This window comes from Asaia krungthepensis NRIC 0535 (genome assembly GCF_025995175.1).
Lineage (GTDB): Bacteria > Pseudomonadota > Alphaproteobacteria > Acetobacterales > Acetobacteraceae > Asaia > Asaia krungthepensis.
Genome location: NZ_BAPV01000010.1, coordinates 1 through 20291, shown reverse-complemented (window position 1 = coordinate 20291; position 20291 = coordinate 1). Strand labels below are relative to the sequence as shown.

General features: G+C 61.5%; 18 protein-coding genes. 2 read left to right on the top strand and 16 right to left on the bottom strand.

Annotation, left to right across the window (positions count from 1 at the left end; genetic code table 11):
- Nucleotides 1-12 precede the first annotated feature (12 nt).
- Genes AA0535_RS06825 through gspG form a run of 7 tightly spaced genes read right to left on the bottom strand, consistent with a single transcriptional unit; the run spans nucleotide 13 to nucleotide 5668 of the window.
- Nucleotides 13-660, bottom strand: coding sequence for a prepilin-type N-terminal cleavage/methylation domain-containing protein (locus AA0535_RS06825; protein WP_264815192.1), 648 nt, complete (start codon nucleotides 658-660; stop codon nucleotides 13-15).
- Complete coding sequence (locus AA0535_RS06820) at nucleotides 657-1055, bottom strand: type IV pilus modification PilV family protein (RefSeq protein ID WP_264815191.1); 399 nt, start codon at nucleotides 1053-1055, stop codon at nucleotides 657-659. Before AA0535_RS06820 ends, AA0535_RS06825 begins: the two co-directional genes overlap by 4 nt.
- 5 nt (nucleotides 1056-1060) lie before the next feature.
- Nucleotides 1061-1489, bottom strand: coding sequence for a prepilin-type N-terminal cleavage/methylation domain-containing protein (locus tag AA0535_RS06815; RefSeq protein WP_264815189.1), 429 nt, complete (start codon nucleotides 1487-1489; stop codon nucleotides 1061-1063).
- 37 nt (nucleotides 1490-1526) lie between these two features.
- Nucleotides 1527-2747, bottom strand: coding sequence for a type II secretion system F family protein (locus AA0535_RS06810; protein WP_264815188.1), 1221 nt, complete (start codon nucleotides 2745-2747; stop codon nucleotides 1527-1529).
- A gap of 22 nt (nucleotides 2748-2769) precedes the next feature.
- Nucleotides 2770-4455, bottom strand: a complete 1686-nt coding sequence (locus tag AA0535_RS06805; RefSeq protein ID WP_264815187.1) for a GspE/PulE family protein — start codon at nucleotides 4453-4455, stop codon at nucleotides 2770-2772.
- Nucleotides 4448-5227, bottom strand: a complete 780-nt coding sequence (locus AA0535_RS06800; RefSeq protein WP_264815186.1) for a prepilin peptidase — start codon at nucleotides 5225-5227, stop codon at nucleotides 4448-4450. Before AA0535_RS06800 ends, AA0535_RS06805 begins: the two co-directional genes overlap by 8 nt.
- 12 nt (nucleotides 5228-5239) lie before the next feature.
- The gene (gene gspG / locus AA0535_RS06795; protein ID WP_264815358.1) at nucleotides 5240-5668 is read right to left on the bottom strand and encodes a type II secretion system major pseudopilin GspG; all 429 of its coding nucleotides are present in this window, start codon (nucleotides 5666-5668) and stop codon (nucleotides 5240-5242) included.
- A gap of 95 nt (nucleotides 5669-5763) precedes the next feature.
- Here gspG and AA0535_RS06790 point away from each other — a divergent pair, with 95 nt between their 5' ends.
- Nucleotides 5764-6174 carry a lytic transglycosylase domain-containing protein gene (locus AA0535_RS06790; RefSeq protein ID WP_264815185.1) on the top strand — a complete coding sequence of 137 codons (411 nt, stop codon included), beginning with the start codon at nucleotides 5764-5766 and terminating at the stop codon, nucleotides 6172-6174.
- Between the two features lie 8 nt (nucleotides 6175-6182).
- Here the strand turns inward: AA0535_RS06790 and AA0535_RS06785 are convergent, their stop codons facing one another.
- The 9 genes from AA0535_RS06785 to AA0535_RS06745 form a co-directional block, all read right to left on the bottom strand.
- Complete coding sequence (locus AA0535_RS06785) at nucleotides 6183-7811, bottom strand: glycoside hydrolase family 32 protein (RefSeq protein ID WP_264815184.1); 1629 nt, start codon at nucleotides 7809-7811, stop codon at nucleotides 6183-6185.
- Between the two features lie 73 nt (nucleotides 7812-7884).
- Nucleotides 7885-9624 (bottom strand): glycoside hydrolase family 68 protein, encoded by a 1740-nt coding sequence (locus tag AA0535_RS06780; protein ID WP_306310229.1) that lies wholly within the window; start codon nucleotides 9622-9624, stop codon nucleotides 7885-7887.
- Nucleotides 9625-10155: 531 nt separating this feature from the next.
- A complete protein-coding gene (locus AA0535_RS06775; protein ID WP_264815183.1) occupies nucleotides 10156-10851 on the bottom strand; it encodes a response regulator in 696 nt (231 codons plus the stop codon).
- Nucleotides 10848-13559 carry a sensor histidine kinase gene (locus AA0535_RS06770; RefSeq protein WP_264815182.1) on the bottom strand — a complete coding sequence of 904 codons (2712 nt, stop codon included), beginning with the start codon at nucleotides 13557-13559 and terminating at the stop codon, nucleotides 10848-10850. Before AA0535_RS06770 ends, AA0535_RS06775 begins: the two co-directional genes overlap by 4 nt.
- Nucleotides 13556-14176, bottom strand: coding sequence for a potassium-transporting ATPase subunit KdpC (gene kdpC / locus AA0535_RS06765; protein ID WP_264815181.1), 621 nt, complete (start codon nucleotides 14174-14176; stop codon nucleotides 13556-13558). Before kdpC ends, AA0535_RS06770 begins: the two co-directional genes overlap by 4 nt.
- 11 nt (nucleotides 14177-14187) lie before the next feature.
- Nucleotides 14188-16311 (bottom strand): potassium-transporting ATPase subunit KdpB, encoded by a 2124-nt coding sequence (gene kdpB / locus AA0535_RS06760; protein ID WP_264815180.1) that lies wholly within the window; start codon nucleotides 16309-16311, stop codon nucleotides 14188-14190.
- A gap of 14 nt (nucleotides 16312-16325) precedes the next feature.
- Entirely contained in the window at nucleotides 16326-18032 is a 1707-nt protein-coding gene (kdpA, locus tag AA0535_RS06755; RefSeq protein WP_264815179.1) for a potassium-transporting ATPase subunit KdpA, read from the bottom strand.
- A 2-nt stretch (nucleotides 18033-18034) separates the two neighbouring features.
- Nucleotides 18035-18124 carry a potassium-transporting ATPase subunit F gene (locus AA0535_RS06750; protein ID WP_127103195.1) on the bottom strand — a complete coding sequence of 30 codons (90 nt, stop codon included), beginning with the start codon at nucleotides 18122-18124 and terminating at the stop codon, nucleotides 18035-18037.
- A 162-nt stretch (nucleotides 18125-18286) separates the two neighbouring features.
- Nucleotides 18287-19222, bottom strand: coding sequence for a LysR family transcriptional regulator (locus AA0535_RS06745; RefSeq protein ID WP_264815178.1), 936 nt, complete (start codon nucleotides 19220-19222; stop codon nucleotides 18287-18289).
- Nucleotides 19223-19745: 523 nt separating this feature from the next.
- Here AA0535_RS06745 and AA0535_RS06740 point away from each other — a divergent pair.
- A complete protein-coding gene (locus AA0535_RS06740; protein WP_264815177.1) occupies nucleotides 19746-19907 on the top strand; it encodes a DUF3309 family protein in 162 nt (53 codons plus the stop codon).
- Nucleotides 19908-20291: the final 384 nt, after the last annotated feature.

The following is a 20291-nucleotide window of genomic DNA, read 5'->3' as shown; positions in this document are numbered from 1 at the left end:
GCGTTCCTCTCATCAGGGGAGCGCGTCCAACAGGGGGGCAATGACGATATCGGGCCAGTGTCTGCCATCCGTTTCCGCACCGGTCATGGTATCGCTGCTCGACGTCCTGTCGTCGGCAAAGACCAGCCGAAGTTTTATCAGCTCGGGCAGGGTATTCCCGTACCATGTGGGGCTCCAGTGTCCGGCAGAATAATAATGGCAATCCAGCCCCGTCACATTGTGCAGCAGGATGCGTGTGTCCGGAGCAGGCACAGGCTCCGTCACGTGGCGATAAGGCGACCAGATCAGCACGAGATCATGGGCCTGATCGAGTGAAATTCTCATGGTGGCACGTTCCGGCATCGAAAGAGACGCACGCGCCACGCTATTGGTACCAAGGGACCGGGGCAGAATACCGCGAAATGCGAGGCCATGGCTCCCGCCCACGAAAAGCGGGCCATCCCGACCGCTCCCCGGATCGGCATGGGCCAGAATCTGGCGCAACAGACGATCGACGGCATCCAGATCGTCCTGCGCCGAAAGGGAGACGCGCTGTCGTTCGAAAATCCGGGTGGCGGCATCGAAACCCTCTCGCAGGGCCAGCAGCACAAGCGAAAAGACCACGAGCGCCACCAGCAATTCGAGCAGGGTGAAGCCGCCCTCATGACGACGGGAACTCATGGCGCGGCCTCGGACGGAGCCGCGCGCAGGCTCGTCAGCGTCACGCTTCGTCGGCCCGAGATCGTCATCGGGTCGGGCCAGGATTCGGTGACTGTCACACGATACAGCGTCAGTCCGCCCTGGCTCTCGCGCGGCGCCATGGTGACCTGCCACTTGAACCGGCTGCCATCCTCACCACTCTGGGTGAAGGCGCCGGGTTTCATGCCGTGTCCGATGGCGTCCAGATGGGATTGCGCGCGTGAAATCGCCTCGCGTGTGGCGTTCGCCACATGTCCGGCGCCGATCCCGCCGAGCATGGCGCGATACAGTGCGGCCAGGGAGAAGGCGACGATCATGAAAGCGATCAGAACCTCGATCAGCGTGAAGCCTGCCTCGGCCCCCTTCGCGTGCTCCATCGCCCTCATCCTCCCTGGCTCTCGACAGCGCCGGTCAGCCAGTTGACACCGAGCGACAGGGAGAAGGTGCCGCGTGTGAGATGCAGGACGGGCCCCGATGCGCTGCCATCGGGGAGGAAGATGAACAGGCTCGGTCGTGCAGGCTCCAGCCCGATATCGGGCAGACTATGTGCTTCTGATCCGATGATCCGGTACAGATGCGCGGTGGGATCGATTTCGAATTGCTGGGGTTTTCCGCTGTAAAGCGCCCGCGCATGAGCCTCGCGCATGGAGGCGGCGATTTCACGGGCGGCGTTGCGTAATTCGAGCCGGGCAGGGTGAGACGGTCCGTGGGCCATCACCAGGGCGCCAATCATCCCGAGTATCACCAGCACGACCAGCATCTCCATCAGGGTGAAGCCCTGTGTCAGGCGGTTCTGCGGGTCGAAACTCATGGGGGGAGCGGCTGCGCTGCGCCGCTTTGGAAAGGAGCTATTGCGCAAGGTCGTTCAGACTCAGCATGGCGAGCAGCAGCGAGGAGACGATGCCTGCCACCATGAGCCCCATGACAATGGTGATGGCGGGAACGAGAATGGCGACCAGACGCTGTATGGCAATGCGGGCCTGATCCTCATGGATATCGGCGGCGCGTAATGCCATCTGGCCAAGCCTTGCGGTTTCCTCCCCCAGTTGCAGCAGATGGATAAGCCGGACCGGAAACAGTTCCGCCTTGCCGAGCGTGGCAGAGAGCCCGGCTCCGGAGCGTGCGCTCTCGCTGGCGGTGACAATCGCTTCGGCGGCTGCCCTGTTCCCCAGTGCCTCGCTGACGATGCCCAGCGCTGTCAGCAGGGGCACGCCATTGACCAGCAGGGTCCCGAGAATACGCGCAAACCGTGCTGCCATGATCTCGCCCAGCAAGGCGCCCAGTCCGGGGACGCGCAGCAGCCAGCGATCGACGTGACGTCTTGCGCCCGGATTACGCAGGAGCATGCCGCCCCCCAGCGTGCCAGCCAGAAGGGCGAGAAGGAGAATGATCCCGTACTGGCCGATCCATGCGCCTGCCCCTGTCAAAAACCGGGTCGAGGCTGGCAGGGTCGCGCCATTCTGCTCGAAAAGTGGGGTGAATTGCGGCAGCACCTTGGTCAGGAGCAGTGTCACGGACCCTATGGCGGTCAGGGTCAGGATGGAGGGATAGATCATGGCCGATTGCACGGTGCTGGCCAGAGCCCGTTCCCGCTCCAGCAATCCTGCCAGACGCTCCATGGTGGGTGCCAGATCGCCGCTGGCCTCGGCAGCGCGAACCATCCCGACATAAAGCCTGGGAAAACTTCCGGGGAAAGTGCTCAGCGCGCCATGCAGGGACTGGCCGTCCCGCACCTTGTCCCGCACCTGCGCAAGGACGGATTTCACACGCGGGCCTGCCGACGTCTCGATCAGAAAGCGCAGGGCGCGGTCGATATCCTGTCCAGCCTCGAGCATCACGGCGAGTTCACGTGTGACAGCCGTCAGTTCGGCGCGCGTCAGGCCGCGCCGTGTCAGGGAGAAACTGCCTGCACCGCTGAGGACAGTGCGACGACCCGACGCGCCGACATGCGCCGGAATATGCCCTTGCCGGCGCAGTTGCTGTACGGCCTCTTCCCGCGTGGCGGCAGTGATCGTCCCTTTGAGCACGTTGCCCTGTCTGTCTATCGCTCTGTAGACGAATTCGGTCATGCCGTGCGTCTCTCCGGCCCGCTCAGGAGGCCGCGCGAAGGCTGCGCATGACGTCATCGATGGTGGTTTCTCCCTCGAGCGCAGCGCGGAGCCCGGCATCGAGCAGGGTTTCCATGCCGCGTTTCGTGGCGGCGCGCTCAATTGCCAGATGATCGGCCCGATCGAAGATCAGCTTTTCGATGGCTTCGTCGGGCTCGAGCAGCTCGGCGACGGCCAGACGACCGCGATACCCTGTGTGACGGCAGGCAGCGCAGCCCACAGCGTGGTAAAGCCGTATCTCTCGGCCGGGTGACAGACGCTCGAGCCCCAGCGTGTCGATCAGGGTTTGCGTGGGGGTATAGCCCGTCTTGCAAACCGGGCAAAGGCGACGCACGAGACGCTGGGCAAGCACACCGCGCAGAACGGCGGTCATCAGGTAGTCCTCGACCCCCATGTCGCGCAGTCGAATGATGGCGGCAGCAGCCGAATTGGTATGCAGGGTGGACAGAACCAGATGTCCGGTCAGCGCGGCCTGCACGGCGATCTGGGCTGTCTCGCGGTCGCGTATCTCGCCCACCATGATCACATCGGGATCCTGACGCAGGATAGCGCGAAGAAGCGCGGCGAAATCGAGCCCGATCTGCGGTTTGACCTGAACCTGATTGATGCCGGCAAGCTGATATTCGACGGGGTCTTCGATCGTGACGACCTTGCGCGTGACGGCATTCAGGTCGGTAAGACCCGTGTAGAGAGTCGTGGTCTTGCCCGAGCCGGTAGGGCCGGTCACCAGAACGATTCCGTTAGGCAGCGTCAGAAGAGAGCGAAGCCGCTCCACGATGGCGGGCTGCAATCCGAGACGTGCGTAATCGAAGACCGTGCTCGATCGGTCAAGCACGCGAAGGACAAGCGTTTCGCCATGCAGCGAGGGAATGGTGGAAACACGAAAATCCACCTCATGCCCGCGCACGACAAGCTTGATTCGCCCGTCCTGAGGCAGGCGACGCTCCGCGATATCGAGCCGCGCCATGATTTTCACGCGCGAGATGATCGCCGGTATCAGTTGAGCCGAGAGTGTCTCGACCTCGTGCAGAATGCCATCATAGCGGTAACGGACGCGCAGGCGGTCCTCGAAGGGCTCGATGTGAATATCCGAAGCCCTGGTTTCCACTGCGCGATTGACGATCTGGTTCACCAGACGGATGACCGGTGCCTCCGAGGCCAGATCCTTGAGGCGCTCGGCATCGTCCTCGAGAGGAGCTTCTTCGGGGCTGTCTGCTGCCGTGGCAGCTTCGTCACGCGGGTAAAGCCGGTCGATGGCTGCGTCGAGTTCGACGGGAAGCGCCACACAGGGCGCAACGCTGAGCCCGGTGGCAAGGCTCAGGGCACGCGGCGTGAAGCGATCGAACGGATCGCGCATGGCCAGGATGAGGCGATTACCGTCAACCGCAACCGGGAGAGCATGGGCATCCCGCAGGAAACGTGCTGTGACCTGCTCGGGCAGGATGGGGTCTTGCGGATAATCGATCTGGGCCACAAGGGGTATCGAAAGAAGCTCGGCGTAGCTTGCGGCCATGACGGCCTCGGAAACGAGTCCCAGTTGCAGCAGAACCTGATCGAGACGCCCGCCATTCTGCTCGGCTGCGCGTGAGGCCCTGTCCAGCGCACGGCGATCGCAATGCCCCTTGTCGAGCAACAGGGTGCTGAGGGCCTCGAGCGCTTCTTCAGCCATGGAGGGAGCCTGTGGCCTGGAACAGCCAGCCTCCCCACAGGGCCAAGGCAAGGCCGGGCCCAAAGGGAACGCGCGTATTGCCGTCGAGCCGTCCGCGTTGCAGGATCCATGCGCCGATCAGGGTCAGAAGCGCCCCCGAGAACAGGATTTCCGGAAGGATCAGCGGGCCGAGCCAGCCCCCGCCAGCGGCCAGAAGCTTCGCATCGCCGCCTCCCAGTCCGTCACGTCCCCGGAACCGGCGATAAAGTGTCGCCACACCCTCAAGCGCCAGCCAGGCAATGAGAGCCGCCAAACAGTGGATATGGAAATTGGTTTTGCCGTTCAGGGAGGCGAAGGCGAGCCCAGTCCCCATGAGTGGTATGGTCAGGTAATCGGGCAGGGTGAAGCTGCGCAGATCGATGGCAGCGAGCAACAGGAGCCACCAGCCGAACAGGCATCCCTCTATCATGAGGCGCGGCAGGCCCGGCGCAGCAATGCCCATATGAGCAGCGACGTCGCAGGCACCGGCAATTCCAAGGGCGGCCGCTTCCATGGCCGGGTGGAACGGGTCGATAGGGGCCTGACACCGTCGGCATTTGCCACGCTGAACGGCATAGCTCAGGAGCGGTATGAGTTCTCGTGCGCCCAGAACCCCTTCGCAGACCGGACAGCGCGAGCGGGTGAAGAAGGGAGAGCGACCCTCAGGCAGACGCCACGCCAGCACGCCGAGAAACGACCCGATGACCGGTGAGATCAGGACGAGCCCCGTAGGCAGGGAGGGGATGAAATCCATGTCCCGCCTCGCTCAGGGATTGCAGATCATGGCAGCGCGATCGGTGGTGTCATGGGCGCCTTTCGAGCAGAGATCATATTCGTGTCCCGGGCGCTCTGAAGGGCTCTGATAGACATAGGGGTGGTGCCACGGATCGGTAGGGTCCGCGCCGTCCTTGAGATAGGGGCCGTTCCAGTTATCCGCTCCCTGAGGGCGCTCGATGAGAGCATGCAGCCCGTCCTCGGTACTGGGATAATTGCCCATGTCCAGCCTGTAGAGATCGAGCACCTCACCCAGTCTCTGGATGGACTGATGGGCCACGGAATTGCGGGCACCGCCAAGCTGTCTGAGGGCTGCTGGCGCCACCAGACCGATCAGAAGTCCCAGAATGGCGATGACGACCAGCAATTCGAGCAGGGTGAAACCGGCTTCATTCCGTTCCGCCTCGCCCGTTTTGGCCATGCTGTCACGAGGCGGCTGTGCTAGCGTGTCTGTAACGCCCATCAGATTCGATTCCGACATGAATAACCCCGTATGGGAGAGGAGTGTAGCGTAGTATGGCGGTTGCTTATGCGAACTGCATGATTTTTGTCGCGTCGCTCTACCATTTGCCGCCCCGTGTCCTGCCCGCCATTCTGGGTGTGGAGGACGGACGTAACGGCGTGATCCATCATAACAGCAACGGAACGGACGATCTGGGTGTCATGCAGGTCAACACGCTCTGGGTCGGCCCTATTGCCCGTTTCACGCATGCATCGCCGGACGTCGTCTATCGCAATCTGCTGAACCAGCCCTGCTACAACATCAGTGCCGCAGGAGCGATCATGCGCCTTTATCTCAATGAGGCGCATGGTGATCTCATGCGCGCGGTCGGCAATTATCATTCCCATACCCAGGCTCTCAATCTTGCCTATCAGCAGCGCGTGCTCGGTTCTGCGCGCCGTCTGTTCCAGTCGCTGGCACCCTGATCGTTCCATCAGGGATCGAGCCCTGTGATGCGCAGGTTTTCGAGAGTCGCCGGTGCGTCCTCTGCGAAAAAGGACAGACGATCGCTTTCTCGGTCCGGAAAGATCAGGTCGGTCATGCGCAGGGCACCGTCATTGGCGAAGACCTCGATCGAGCTGCGATCCATCACGACATGCAGGGTGACAGCGCCTTTTTCAGGGTCCAGATGGGCCACATGAACCAGGCTGAAACGGTCTGAAAACCCGGTATTGCCCGAATGCGTGCGATCGAGCGTCAGGAGCTTCGATCCAAAATCATAACTGAGGCGTGTTCCCTGTCTCCTGTCTTCGGACTCTCGCAGGATAATTCCGCTCCGGCCCGATCCGGCGCCTCGCAGGGTGAAAGTGATGTCAGCCACGCTGTGACGCATCGCAGGACGCCACACCCCGTTGGTGGCAAGGTCCTGGCGGAGCCATGACTGCGCGGGGTGTTTCCGGACAAAAAGCGCGTAATCCGGCGCAGGCGCCTGATAGAGATGGGGTGAGTTGTTCAGTGTCCGAAGAGAAAGCGTTACGGGCAGGGTCATCTGCCCGCGCCATGGTGCCGTCGGCACCGTATCGGCATAGGCCCAGTTGCTCATCCAACTGATCAGGCAGGGCGGGGCATCTCCCGTATTGGCAAAGCGTATGGCGGCGTAATTATCCGCTCCATGGTCGAGCCAGTGATAGGCGGCGGGATCCGATCCATCCGGCGGCAGCCTGTCGCTCGTGAAACGGGTGCCATCGAAACGCCCGGTGTAATATTCCACTCCTGACCCCCCGGCGATACTCCAGGGATTGACGCTGACAATCATCACCCAGCGCCGGTCTTCAGGATGCCCGTCAAGCGGCAGGCTCATGAGAGTTGGCATCTCCCATAGCATTCCCGGCTTTCGATAGCCGGGAGGCTGGAAATCGCTCAGAAAATCCCAGTGGATCAGGTCAGTCGAGCGGTAGAGTTTCACTATCTGTGCGTCGGCGACCACGGTGGTCATGACCCAGAACCGACCAGGCTCATACCAGGTCAGAGACGGGTCCCGGAACTGTCTGGAGTCCGGTGAAAGGGTCAGAACAGGATCGAGAGGATGATTCTGCCATGTCTGGCCGCGGTTGCGGCTGAACGCAAGCGACTGGGCCTGGGTGCCATCGGGATGACGCGGATTACCGGTGTAGACGCTGGTATAGAGCGCAATGAGCGGCGCTATGCCCTTGAGGCCTAGACCGGAGCGATTGGCCGTGTCGACCACAACCGATCCCGAAAAGATATCGCGTCCGGATGTGGCGGGCAGGGCAATGGCCTGTTCCTGCCAGTGAACGAGATCGCGGCTCGTGGCGTGGCCCCAGGAGGTGTGACCCCAGACCATAGATCGTGGATTGTACTGATAGAAAAGATGCCAGACGCCATCGACCAGGAAAGGACCGTTCGGGTCGTTCATCCAGTGGGCTTGCGGCGTGAAGTGAAGCGCAGGCCGCCACTGCGGCGTGGAGCGCGGCTGAAGTGAGTCGGATGAGGCACGAGCAGGCAGAACGCAGAAGGCACCGGCGAGGAAGACCAGACTGCCCATCAGGGCCAGGCGATGGCGGAAGCGATGGAGAAGAGACCGGTCCGGGGGTCGGGACATGCGCACCTGTTGCAAAGGGGAAGCGTCGCGAAAGCAGGCTGGCCTGCCCCGTGAGGGACAGGCCATAACAGGGTTATTGCGGCGTGGCGAGGAACGCGTTCATACGCATGTTGACGTCCGGGCCAAACTGCGTGCGCTGGCTCAGCAGGTCCTGGATGAACCCGACAATATTGATATCGGCGCGGTTTGCAGCGATATCGCCGTACCCGCCAAGACCGTTATTGCCATAACGCGTATCGACCATCGAAGCATCGCCACGGATGCGTACCTTGACGGTTGGCGACAGCGCGCCACCGCGACGGCCCTCAACAGTATCGATGAAGGATTCCACGAGCCCGTCCGGCATCACGTAATGCGAATAGGATTGGAAGGCGCGCGGGTTCTGGTTGGGGTTGGCATCGTAATCGGTACCCGCTGCCTCATTGAGGTCCGTCGGATTGCCGAGCATGAGGCCGCTGCCATAGTTCATCGGCTGGAAATCGCTGCGGATGCCATTGCCGACGAAGCCATACACACCATCAGGACCATCGACGCCCGCCGCATAGGTCGTGCGATGGCTGATCGTGAAGATGTAGTACTTGCCGTCCTTGATATACATCTGGGGACGTTCGGTCTGGTCGTTCACGCAATTTGCCGAGATGAGCGGCGGCAGGAACTTCCATTTCGACAGCGAGGAATCCTCGGCGATCGCCAGGCCGATCGAGGCTTTCTGGTAATAGGCACCGGTTGCGAGAACCTGGTCGACTGTTTCGGCATGAGGATCATTGGCGCGATAGCCCAGATCCTCGGCGGTGCAGTTCGCTACGCCGCGCTGACCGGCAGTATTGCCCTCGAACACCATATAATTGGTGCCGGGATGCTTCGGGTCTTCGAAGGTGAACGGATCGCGGAAGTTGTAATAGGGGTTCTGCGCACCGTTCTGGTAGAGCACCCCATCAGGACGCAGAAGCGGGGTGTGCTTGGTGAAGCCCGTGAACCAGACATGGTTGAAATCGGCATGGATCTGGCCGAGACTCTGCGTGATCACCGCCTGTGACGGGGTGATGTCCTGCCCCGCCGCATTCCGGTTGAACGCCATGTCGGTGTAGAACAGCGATACCTTGTTGCTCGTCGGATCGAGCAGACGCATCGAGCCGGACCATTCTGCCGTGATCGTGTAGGTGGTGCCTGCAAAGACCTGCTCCTGAGCCCCTTCCGGGATCAGATGGCCACCATAGATCCAGCCACCATTGGTCGGGCGTCGGCTCGCAGGGATACCGGCGCGGCGATAGAAGTAACCGATCCGGGCATGGGTGTGACGGTCATCGAAGCCGTAACCGGCATTCTTGTCGGCGGTGAGGCAGAAAATGACTTCCCAGCCATTATAGCTGAACTGCGTGGCCTTCTTGTCGATCAGCGTCCAGGTATCCCAGACCCACACATCGGGGTTGGTCGCCGGGAAATCGGCCGGGACATCGGGCATGACGAGTTGCTGCGGAAGCGAGTTCTGACCCGCACCGACCGAGGTGTCGGAATGCGCCTTGATCTGCATGGCGTCCGCACGGGTCCATTTGGCCGTGTAGGCTTCCTGCGGGTCATAGGCCTGCTGGGTATGGATTGAGGGAAGGGGGAACCCCGGGACGCCGCTGAGCGAGCTGCCGGGATAGAGTTTCGCGCCATGAGGCATCATGCCCGGGCGGGGGGCAACGCGCAGAGCTTCACGCAGCGCCTGCGACGTGATCTGAGCGTGGGCCTTGTGTCCTGCAAAGGTTGCGACCATCGAACCGGCCAGCAACAGATTGAGCATCGCTCTCTTTCGGAACCTGTCTGCCATGTCACCCTCGAATGTATGGGTCATGAATCTCTGCAGAAACGTTCCCGCTTCGACACGCTTCATGATCTCGTATCTCCATGCCCCGGCGGCATCCCGCGCCACACGGTGCGTTATGACATGATCACAATTTCGTTATGAGAGTCAATTCGCAATTAACGATTCTTTGATGGCAGAAACGTGGCCGTTTCGGGTCAATCACGTGACCGATCCTCGCTTTCAGATAGTCGCGAGGCGCATTTTCGGATTTCAGAAATATTTTGAGGGCCCCTCAAAATATTTCCTGAACGGTGGCAAGTGTTGGAAGAATATTACTGATCCCGGGCCGCTTCTCTTGGTCATTGTAGAAGCGAAACGCCGAGGATGAGAGGCGCTCTATCGTGTGTTTGCGGCGCGCCGTCTTCACGCCGGGACGTCTGTCGCACGGGAACCGGAGGCACAGCCTTCAGATTTGGGTTCTCCGCGCCCACCGCCGAAGACCCGGTCCTCGTGGACCGGGCCTGATGACACAGGTTGCCTTGTCAGGCCGGGGCGTCAGGCATCGGCTTCATGCTGGACGAGACGATAACCAATGCCGGTCTCGGTGATGATGTGGCGTGGTCTCTCGGGATCCTGTTCGAGTTTCTGGCGGATCTGGCGAATATAGACGCGCAGCTGCTGGACATCGCCATTCGGTCCCCAGAGCGTGCTCATGATTGTCTTGTGCGTGAGAACGCGCCCGGCATAGCGCACGAGCATTCTGACGATATCCCATTCACGCGGTGACAGGCGAAGCTCCGTTTCGCTGCGGAATATCTGTCTTTTCACCAGATCGACCCGCAGATCGCCAGAGATGAAAAGGGGTGTCGTCCCCTCCTGCTGCAAGGCGTGGCGCAGGGCGTTGCGCAGGCGTGCCACGAGCTCGGCCATGCTGAAAGGTTTGGTCACGTAATCATCCGCTCCGGCCTCGAGCGCCGCCACCTTGCCCTGTTCGTCATCACGGACAGAGAGAATAACCACAGGCAGGGTTGGACGTGTCTCCCTGAGTTGCCTGAGCACCGTTATCCCGTCCCGGTCGGGCAGGCCGAGATCGAGAAGGACCAGATCCGGATGGGTTTCCGACGCCACACGCAGTGCATTCTCCCCCGAGCCCGCCTCCACGATGCGCCAGGACTGGCTGGTCAGGGTGGTGCGCAACAGACGCCGGATGGCGGGTTCGTCGTCAACGATGAGAAGGGTCGGATCGCTCATGGCAAAGGCTCTTCTGACGGGAGCAGAGACAGGGTGCGTGCAGGCACCGCATGGAGGGGAAAGCGCAGCGCGAACACAGCCCCTATACCCTCAGAGCGGTTAGAAGCCTCTATACGGCCTCCCATCGCCTCAACAAAACCTCGTGCAATGGCAAGACCTAGCCCGGTTCCTGCGCGGGTCGTATCGGCAGCGGCAAAGCGTGTAAATTTGCCAAAAATCGCCGAGGGATCACGGTCGCCAAAGCCTGGCCCCTCATCCGCGATAGCAATGGTCAGGTGGCTGTCATCCGTCCTGAGGCTGATCACCACCGCCGTTCCCTCGCGGGTGTATTTGGCCGCATTATCGAGGATATTGAACAGAGCCTGCTCCAGCAGAACCGCATCCAGAGGTAACATGGGCAGGTCCGGCATGGCGTCGAGGCGCACGCGGTGATGCTCGAGCAGGCGCGAGGCGCGAGAAAGCGCGGTCGCGGCGACTTCTGCGCAATCCACGCTGTCATGACGCAGGGGCAGGGCACCGGCTTCCAGCCGGGTCATGTCCAGCAGATTGCCGACGAAGCGGTTCAGACGCTCCGCTTCATCAGTCACGGTCGTGAGCAGATCGCTTCGGCCTTCCTCGCCCAGAACCTCGCCATAATCGCGCAGGCTCGACGCCGCACCGAGAATGGAGGCAAGCGGTGTACGCAGATCGTGGGAGATCGAGGTCAGGAGCGCGCCGCGCAGTCTGTCCGTCTCCGCTTCCAGACGCACACGATCCAGATCGCGGGTGAGCAGAATGCTCTCGATGGCGGAGGCTGCCTGGTCGGCAAGGGCATCGAGCATTCCCTGTTGCTCGGCATCGAGCAACCGCCCGTCGCGCGTGCGGTTGAGGCCGATCAACGCCACAGGTCCACGCACGGTCCGCATGGGAATGAACAGCCAGCGCACACCGGGCAGGTTATCCGATCCTCTGCCTGCAATGCGACTATGTTTCCAGGCCCAGCTCGCAGCGGCAAAATCGTCTTCCCCAAGGGGTTTTTCCACATCCGAACTCGCTTGTATGGCAAGCGCTCCGGCATCCGGGAGGAGCAGAACCACATGGCAATCGATCAGACGGGCAATCTCCTGACTGACTGACCAAAGCAGATCCTCAAGCGTCGATATGCCCGTGATCATGCGGCTGAAACGATAGAGGGACTGGGTGGTCTCCGCGCGGTGTCTGGCCACAACGGCCTGGCTGCGTACCCGCGCGCCCAGATTGCCAGCGATGAGGGCTGTCGCGAAAAAGAAGAACAGGGCGACCACATTATCGGGGGCGGCGATGGTCAGGGTGTAGAGCGGCGGGAGAAAAAAGAAATTGAAGCACAGCATCCCCAGAATGGAGGCCCAGAGAGAGGGTCCCAGACCATAGGCTACGGCCACGCCGAGTATGGCGGTGAGAAAGGCGAGAGACACATTGCTCACCTCGAAACCCTGCCTCAGCAGCAGGGCCAGCCCCAGAGCTGCCATGACAATGGCGCTGCTGGCGAGATAAGGCGAAAGACGGGTTTTGCGGGCCTCGCGTATGCGATGCGCCGGTGCCTCGCCCGAGCGCGGTACGACATGCACGGGAAACCCGTCCGAGCGCTGGATGAGGCGTTCTGTGGTCGATCGTCCGAGCAACTGCCGGAGCCGGCCCATCCATCCCGTGCCTGCCGGATGGGCCGCAACGATCTGCGTCACGTTCTGGGCGCGGGCATAGGCCAGCGCATCGAGCGCTATATCGTGACCGGGCAGGGTGACCGTCTCTGCTCCGAGTGATTGGGCAAGCTGCATCTGGGCCGCCATGCGCGCCCGGGCATCGTCGGTGAGGTCACGGCTGGTCTCGACATGAAGGACGATCCAGGGAGCATGAAGACGATCCGCCAGACGCTTGCCGTAGCGCATCAGCCCGGAATCGCCCTCCTCGAGCGTCAGGCAGACCATCACACGCTCTCCAGCGGCCCAAGGGCCGGAAATGGCATTGGCCTTCATATGGTCGAGTAACTGCGCATCGACCTGCTGGGCAGTTCGACGCAGGGCAAGTTCACGCAACGCTGTCAGATTACCCGGCGAGAAATAATGCAGCATGGCGCGACCCGCGGTGTGGGCACCATAGATCTTGCCATCGCGCATACGCTGCAAAAGGTCGTTGGGCGTCAGATCGACAAGTTCGAGCTCATTGGCAGTCTCGATCACCCGGTCCGGGACGGTTTCGCGCACCCGCACCCGGGTGATCGAGGCCACGACGTCGTTCAGGCTTTCAACATGCTGGATATTGACCGTGGTGAAGACATCGATCCCTGCCGCCAGAATTTCCTCGACATCCATCCAGCGTTTGGGATGGCGCGACCCGGGCGCATTGCTGTGCGCCAGTTCGTCGACCAGAACCAGAGCAGGGCGGCGGATCAGGATCGCGTCTAGATCCATTTCCTGGAGGATCTGCCCCCGATAAGCCACGGCAGCAGTCGGGATGACAGGTAAGCCTCCGACCAGAGCCTTCGTCTCGGCACGGCCGTGGGTCTCGACAACGCCTATGGCAAGATCCGCGCCTTCACGCAGCAACTGGCGCGCGGTGCTGAGCATCTCGAAAGTCTTGCCGACCCCCGGAGCAGCGCCGAGAAAGATCTTGAGCCGCCCCTTTTTCTGGTCGCCACAGCCCTGTCGCAGCAGGGCGTCGGGATCGGGCCGGTCATAATCCTGTCTGCTCATTGAGCCAGTCTATCGAGCGCCCGGTTCAGCGCCAGCACATTCACATGGGGTTCCCCCAGAAACCCGAGTAGCGGCTGTCTTATGCTGGTGAGAACGAGATGGCGTATGCGCTCTTCATCCAGCCCGCGTGCACGCGCCACGCGCAGGACCTGAAACAGCGCCCCTTCAGGCGACAGATCCGGATCGAGCCCGCTGGCCGAGGTCATGACCAGTTCGACTGGAATGCGCCAGCCCCGCGCCATAGCTTCGGGGTTCTCCAACTTCAGCACATTGGTCGTGGCTGTCACCCGGTCGAGAAGCGCCTTCGAGGTGGGGCCAGCATTCGAGGCGAGAGAGGCCGCGGCATTATAGGGTGTGGCGACCGTCTTGCTGCTGTCCCTGGGGTCAGGGCCCATCGTCGCCGAGGGGCGTCCATGGAAATAGCGCGGGCTCGCGAAATCCTGGCCGATCAGGGAAGAGCCGATCACACGGCCACGGTCATAGACAAGGCTGCCTGCGGCACGATCGGGCAGGATCAGACCCGACAGCGCCGTCATGCCAAGCGGATAGACGATACCGGTCAGGAGGGAGAGAAGCAGGAACAGGACGAGCGCAGGGCGCAACTGGGAAAGGACCATGGGGGGTCTCCTCAGACCAGACCGATATGGGTCACGACGAGATCGATCAGTTTGATCCCGATGAAGGGTACGATCAGACCGCCCACGCCGTAGATGAGCAGATTGCGACGCAGAAGGGCCGCCGCACCGACAGGACGATAGCGCACGCCGCGCAGGGCCAGCGGAATGAGCGCGATTATGATCAGCGCATTGAAGATGATGGCCGAGAGCACGGCGCTCTCAGGCGTGGCCAGGTGCATGATGTTGAGGCTCGAAAGCGCCGGATAGAAGCCGACGAACATGGCCGGGATGATGGCGAAATACTTGGCCACGTCATTGGCAATGGAAAAAGTGGTGAGCGCGCCGCGCGTCATGAGCAATTGCTTGCCGATCCCCACGATCTCGATCAGCTTCGTCGGATCGCTGTCGAGATCGACCATGTTCCCGGCCTCTCTTGCAGCCACGGTGCCGGTATTCATGGCTACGCCCACATCGGCCTGCGCGAGCGCAGGGGCATCGTTCGTGCCGTCACCGCACATGGCCACCAGCTTGCCCGATTCCTGCTCGCTGCGGATCAGCGCCAGCTTGGCTTCGGGCGTGGCCTGGGCGAGGAAATCATCGACGCCTGATTCAGCGGCGATCGCGGCGGCGGTCAGCGGGTTGTCACCCGTGATCATGATCGTGCGTATGCCCATCCGGCGCAATTCGGCAAAGCGCTCGCGTATGCCGCCCTTGACCACGTCTTTAAGATGCACGACGCCCAGAAGGCGACCGTCATCCATCACCGCAAGCGGCGTGCCGCCCTGTCGGGCGATGCCATCCGCGATGCTGCGTATCTGGGCGAGGGCGCCGGGTTGCTCGCCTGCCGCGGCGATCACGCTCTCTACGGCACCCTTGCGGATCTGCCGCGTCCCGATATCGACACCGCTCATGCGCGTCTGGGCCGTGAAGGGGACGAAATGCGCTCCCGTGGCATTGAGCTCGCGACCGCGCAGCCCGAACCGGGTCTTGGCCAGAACGACGATGGAACGCCCCTCCGGAGTCTCGTCCGCCAGCGAGGCGAGCTGCGCGGCGTCGCCCAGTTGTTGCTCGGTCACGCCGGGGACCGGGATGAAGGCGCAGGCCTGACGATCACCGATGGTGATCGTGCCGGTCTTGTCCAGAAGCAGCGTATCCACATCGCCCGCTGCCTCGACGGCACGCCCCGACATGGCGAGCACGTTGAAGCGGATCAGACGGTCCATGCCTGCAATACCGATGGCCGAGAGCAGGGCGCCAATGGTGGTGGGGATAAGGGTGACGAACAGCGCGACCAGCACCATGACGGAAATCGACCCGCCTGCGTAATGCGCGAAGGAGGGAATGGTCGCCACGGCGATGATGAAGATGAGCGTCATGCCTGCCAGCAGGATGGTCAGCGCAATCTCGTTCGGGGTTTTCTGACGCTGCGCCCCTTCGACCAGCGCGATCATGCGATCGAGAAACGTCGAACCCTGTGCCGCGGTAATTCGCACGATCACCCAGTCGGACAGAACGCGTGTGCCCCCCGTGACGGCCGAGCGATCGCCACCGCTCTCGCGAATGACGGGTGCGGATTCTCCGGTTATCGCCGATTCATCGACTGAGGCGATCCCCTCGATCACCTCGCCATCGCTTGGGATGAAATCGCCCGCCTCGACGAGCACCACATCGCCCACAGCGAGTTCAGGTGCCGGGACTTCCTCATAGAGACCGGCTGGGGAATACCCCCCCGCATCATTGGGGAGAAGCCGCTTGCCCCGCGTTTCGGTACGGGTCCGACGCAGGGAGTCCGCCTGGGCCTTGCCCCGCCCTTCGGCGATAGCTTCCGCGAAATTGGCGAAAAGCAGGGTGAACCACAGCCAGAGCGTGATCTGGAGCGCGAACCCTGTATGCGGCACGCCCTTGAAAAGATCGCGCAGCAGAAGGATCGTGGTGAGCAGGGTCACGATCTCGACCACGAACATGACCGGATTTCGCACCATCACGCGCGGGTCGAGCTTGCGCAGACTCTCGACCATGGCGGGAAGAATGAGCGCCGCGCTCAGCACCCCCGATCGGGCGCGCAATGTGGGGCGTTCCGGAACACCCGCCGGCTCTGTTTCCGGCGAGGGCGCAGGCGAAGGAAAGGAAATCATGAGACGGGCGCCTCTTAGTAAGTGGTGCCGTGGAGCATCGCGAGATGCTCGACAATCGGCCCAAGAGCGAGTGCAGGAAGAAAGGTCAGACCACCGACAATCACGATCACCCCGGCAACAAGCGCGATGAATAGGCCATTATCGGTCGGGAAAGTGCCAGGCGTCGGGGCGGCTGTTTTCTTGGCGGCCATCGACCCTGCAATGGCCAGAGCGGGAATGATGACAAAGAAGCGCCCGATCATCATGCCGATGCCAAGCGTCACGTTCCAGAAGCTGTTGGCTGTAAGCCCGGCAAAGGCGCTGCCGTTATTGGCTGCCGCCGAGGTATAGGCATAAAGCGCCTCGGAAAAACCGTGCGGTCCGCTTGCGGAGAGCGCCGAGAGTCCGGCGGGCAGAACGACAGCAAGCGCGGTGAAGCCAAGCATGACGAGCGGCAGGCAGAGCACGGCCAGCATGGTCATCTTGATTTCGCGCGCCTCGATCTTCTTGCCCAGATATTCGGGTGTGCGACCGACCATCAGCCCGGCCATGAAGACCGCGATGAGCGCGAAAAGCAGAAACCCGTAGAGCCCGGAACCGACGCCGCCGAAGATCACCTCACCCAGCATCATGTTGATGAGCGGCACCATGCCGCCAAGCGGCAGGAAGCTTTCATGCATGGCATTGACCGCCCCACAGGAGGCGTCGGTGGTTACCGTGGCGAAAAGTGCCGAAGCCGCAATGCCGAAGCGCGTTTCCTTGCCTTCCATATTCCCCAGCGTGCCATCGAGACCGAGGGAAGCGAAGAGCGGGTTGGCATGGGCTTCGGACCAGTAGAGCACACCCGCGCCGATGAGAAAGAGCGCCGCCATGGCCGAGAAAATGGCCCAGCCCTGTTTCTCCTGACCGATCATGCGACCGAACATGTTGGTCAGCCCGGCACCAAGTGCGAAGATGCACAGCATCTGCACGAAATTGGTCAGCGCATTCGGGTTTTCGAAAGGATGGGCGGAATTGACGTTGAAATACCCGCCGCCATTCGTCCCCAGCATCTTGATTGCCTCCTGAGAGGCCACGGGACCGAGCGCGATGGATTGATGCCCGCCTTCGAGCGTAAGAGCGGAAGCAGCGGTTGCGAGGGTTTGCGGCACGCCCTCGAGCACGAAGAACAGCGTGAGCACGACGCAGCCGGGCAGCAGCACGTAAAGCGTGACGCGCAGCAGATCGACCCAGAAATTACCGATGGTCGATGCGCTGCGTCTGACAAAACCGCGCATGACGGCTGCCGCAATGGCAATACCTGCCGCTGCGGAGACGAAATTCTGAACGGTGAGAGCGAGCATCTGGCTAAGCGGGCTGAGGGTCGTCTCGCCGCCATAGCTCTGCCAGTTGGTGTTGGTCAGGAAGCTGACCGCCGTATTATACGCCAGATCGGGCGCTACGGCCCCGAGCCCGGAGGGGTTGAACGGCAATACGCCTTGCAGACGCAGCAGCACGTAGACCGCAATGAAGCAGAAGATCTTGAACAGAATGACGGCGAGCGCGTAATGCGACCACGACTGCTCGCGGTTCGGGTCGATCCCGGCGAGGCGATAGGTGCCCCGCTCCAGCGGCCCGAGAAGGCGCGCGAGACCATGGCGTTCGCCTTCGAGCACGCGCTTGAGAAATCCTCCGAGTGGACGCGTGATCGCGACAACGCAGAGGAAAAATACGGCGATGGTGATCCAGCCTGAAAGGGTCATGGTTAGAACCTTTCGGGCCGGAGGAGCACGGCGGTGACATAGGCCAGCAGGCCGAGTGTCACGATACCGGCGAGAACGAGATCGGGCGTCATGTCAGATCCTTTTGCAGACCGAGATGAAGCCCAGGCAGAGCACGAAGCCGAACAGGCCAAGTGACGCATAAACGATATCGAGCATGAAAACGGGGCTCCCTTGAGAGGGAGGTATTATCCGGCGCCCCTGCGTAGGGATGACAGAGGAGCGAGCGCCGCTCCCTATAGGAATCTCATAGGCGTGGCGGGTGAAGTGCGATCCTGGGAGTTCGCATCCGGCCGCTTGGCCAGATCGATGAAACCCTGAAGATAGGCGATATCACCATCGTTCTCGCGCTGGCCGAGAAAGATATGCTTCTGAATGCCTTTATTGCCCAGCCGGAGCGGTTGCAGGGCAAAATTATGTCCCTGTTCCTCGACGAGCCAGCGCGGCAGGACGGCAACGCCACGCCCATGCGCGACCATGAGAAGCATGATGTCGGTTGTCTCTATGGGCTTGTGATGGAGGGGGCTGATCCCGGCGGGTTGCAGAAACTGCGTAAACACATCCAGCCGCTCGATCGGGACCGGGTAGGTGATGAGCGTTTCGGTAGCCAGATGCTTTGGCTCGATGAGGGGCACCCCGGTGAGAGGATGCCCGGGCCCGACCACGAGGACGAGTTCGTAGTCAAAGACCGGCGTGAAGTGCAGGCCGGGTTTGAGCAAGGGGTCCGGTGTCACCAGCAGGTCGATTTCGTGCGTGAAGAGCGCCTCGATTCCGCTGAACTGAAATTTCTGCCGGACGTCGACATCGACACCAGGCCACAGATCGAGATAAGGGGCGACGACGCGAAGGAGCCACTGATAGCAGGGATGACACTCCATCCCGATACGCAGTTTGCCGGATGTACCTCTGGCCATTTGGCCAAGCCGGTCTTCGGCCTGTTCGAATTGAGGCAGAACCCGCTCTGCAAGGGCAAGAAGGATTCTTCCGGCCGGGGTCAGAACAAGCTTGCGGCCCTCGCGACGCCAGATCTCGACCTGCAACAGGTCCTCCAGCTTGCGTATGGAGTGGCTCAGCGCGGGCTGTGTCAGATTGAGACTGGCCGCAGCCCCTGTGAGCGACCCCGCGCGCGTGATCTCCCTGATGACTGACAGATGGGACCGGTCCAGTGGCAATGCCGTGCTCCGTTTTGGCCAGGATATATGCGTTTTGGTGATCATACCAGCACGGCTCGACAGGAACAGATGGCCCGCGAGACTGGCCGGGGAAAGACTTGCGCGTCATGCAGGTTCCTCGGACCTTTTCGCCCTTGCGGGTCTTGCATTACAAGCACTCGCCTGCCGATGCGCAAAGAGCCTGAGCGATGCTTTTTTCGGAGGCGGCCTGTCACAGGGACGCCTCGTGGGATCAGATCGGGGCGCGTGGAATGGTGTGGCAATTCACGACAATGGCGGTCGAACGCCCTCCGGGAGAAACGTCTGGTCCGGGAGGGTTCTGGAATAATCCACTATCCGGATCCGCCCCATTGAGCCGGGGACCGGGTTTTGAAGGCATGGCGGGCATTTAAGCACTGTGGCGGGAAAGCGTCATTCGACCCGAAATGTGGGATTTCAATCGCTCTCAATCAAACCAAATGGCGTTGCGGGCGTGATAACGAAACGATGGCGCAATCAGGGCCGTCGATAAGGATTCCACGCCATGAATATCATCGTACTTCTGATCATCGTCCTGCTGCTTCTGGGCACGTTTGGCGGGTATGGCGGGTGGTATGGCACCCCATGGACGGGCTACGGCGCTGGCGGTGGCGTTGGCCTGATCGTCATCGTTCTGGTCGTCCTGATCGTTCTTGGCCGCTTGTAGGAGAGGCGGTTATCTGAAAATTGGTTGACGCTCCACCGCATCTCTCAACGAGGGTGAACATGCGCTAATGGTGGTGACGCCGCGGAAACCTCGAGTGGTGTACGCGGCGTCTTGTTGCATGTTACTATGGTTTTCCGCATCCACGACTTACACGCTTTCTCGTCTCCTGCCTGCAAGCAGCCTTGCAATGTTCAACGTAATATTTTTCGTTTTACGGGTGCGGAGTTTCATCCGGGTAGCTGGAATATAGCGGTATCGTGTTTGTCTGTCGCTCGAGTATATGACTGCTGGTTCAGTGGCGGACGTTGTAATGCCGTCAGTTAGAGCCTGTTTGGAAACTCACGGATGGGCATTTCTGCGTGTGAGATTGGCGCCCATGGCGAC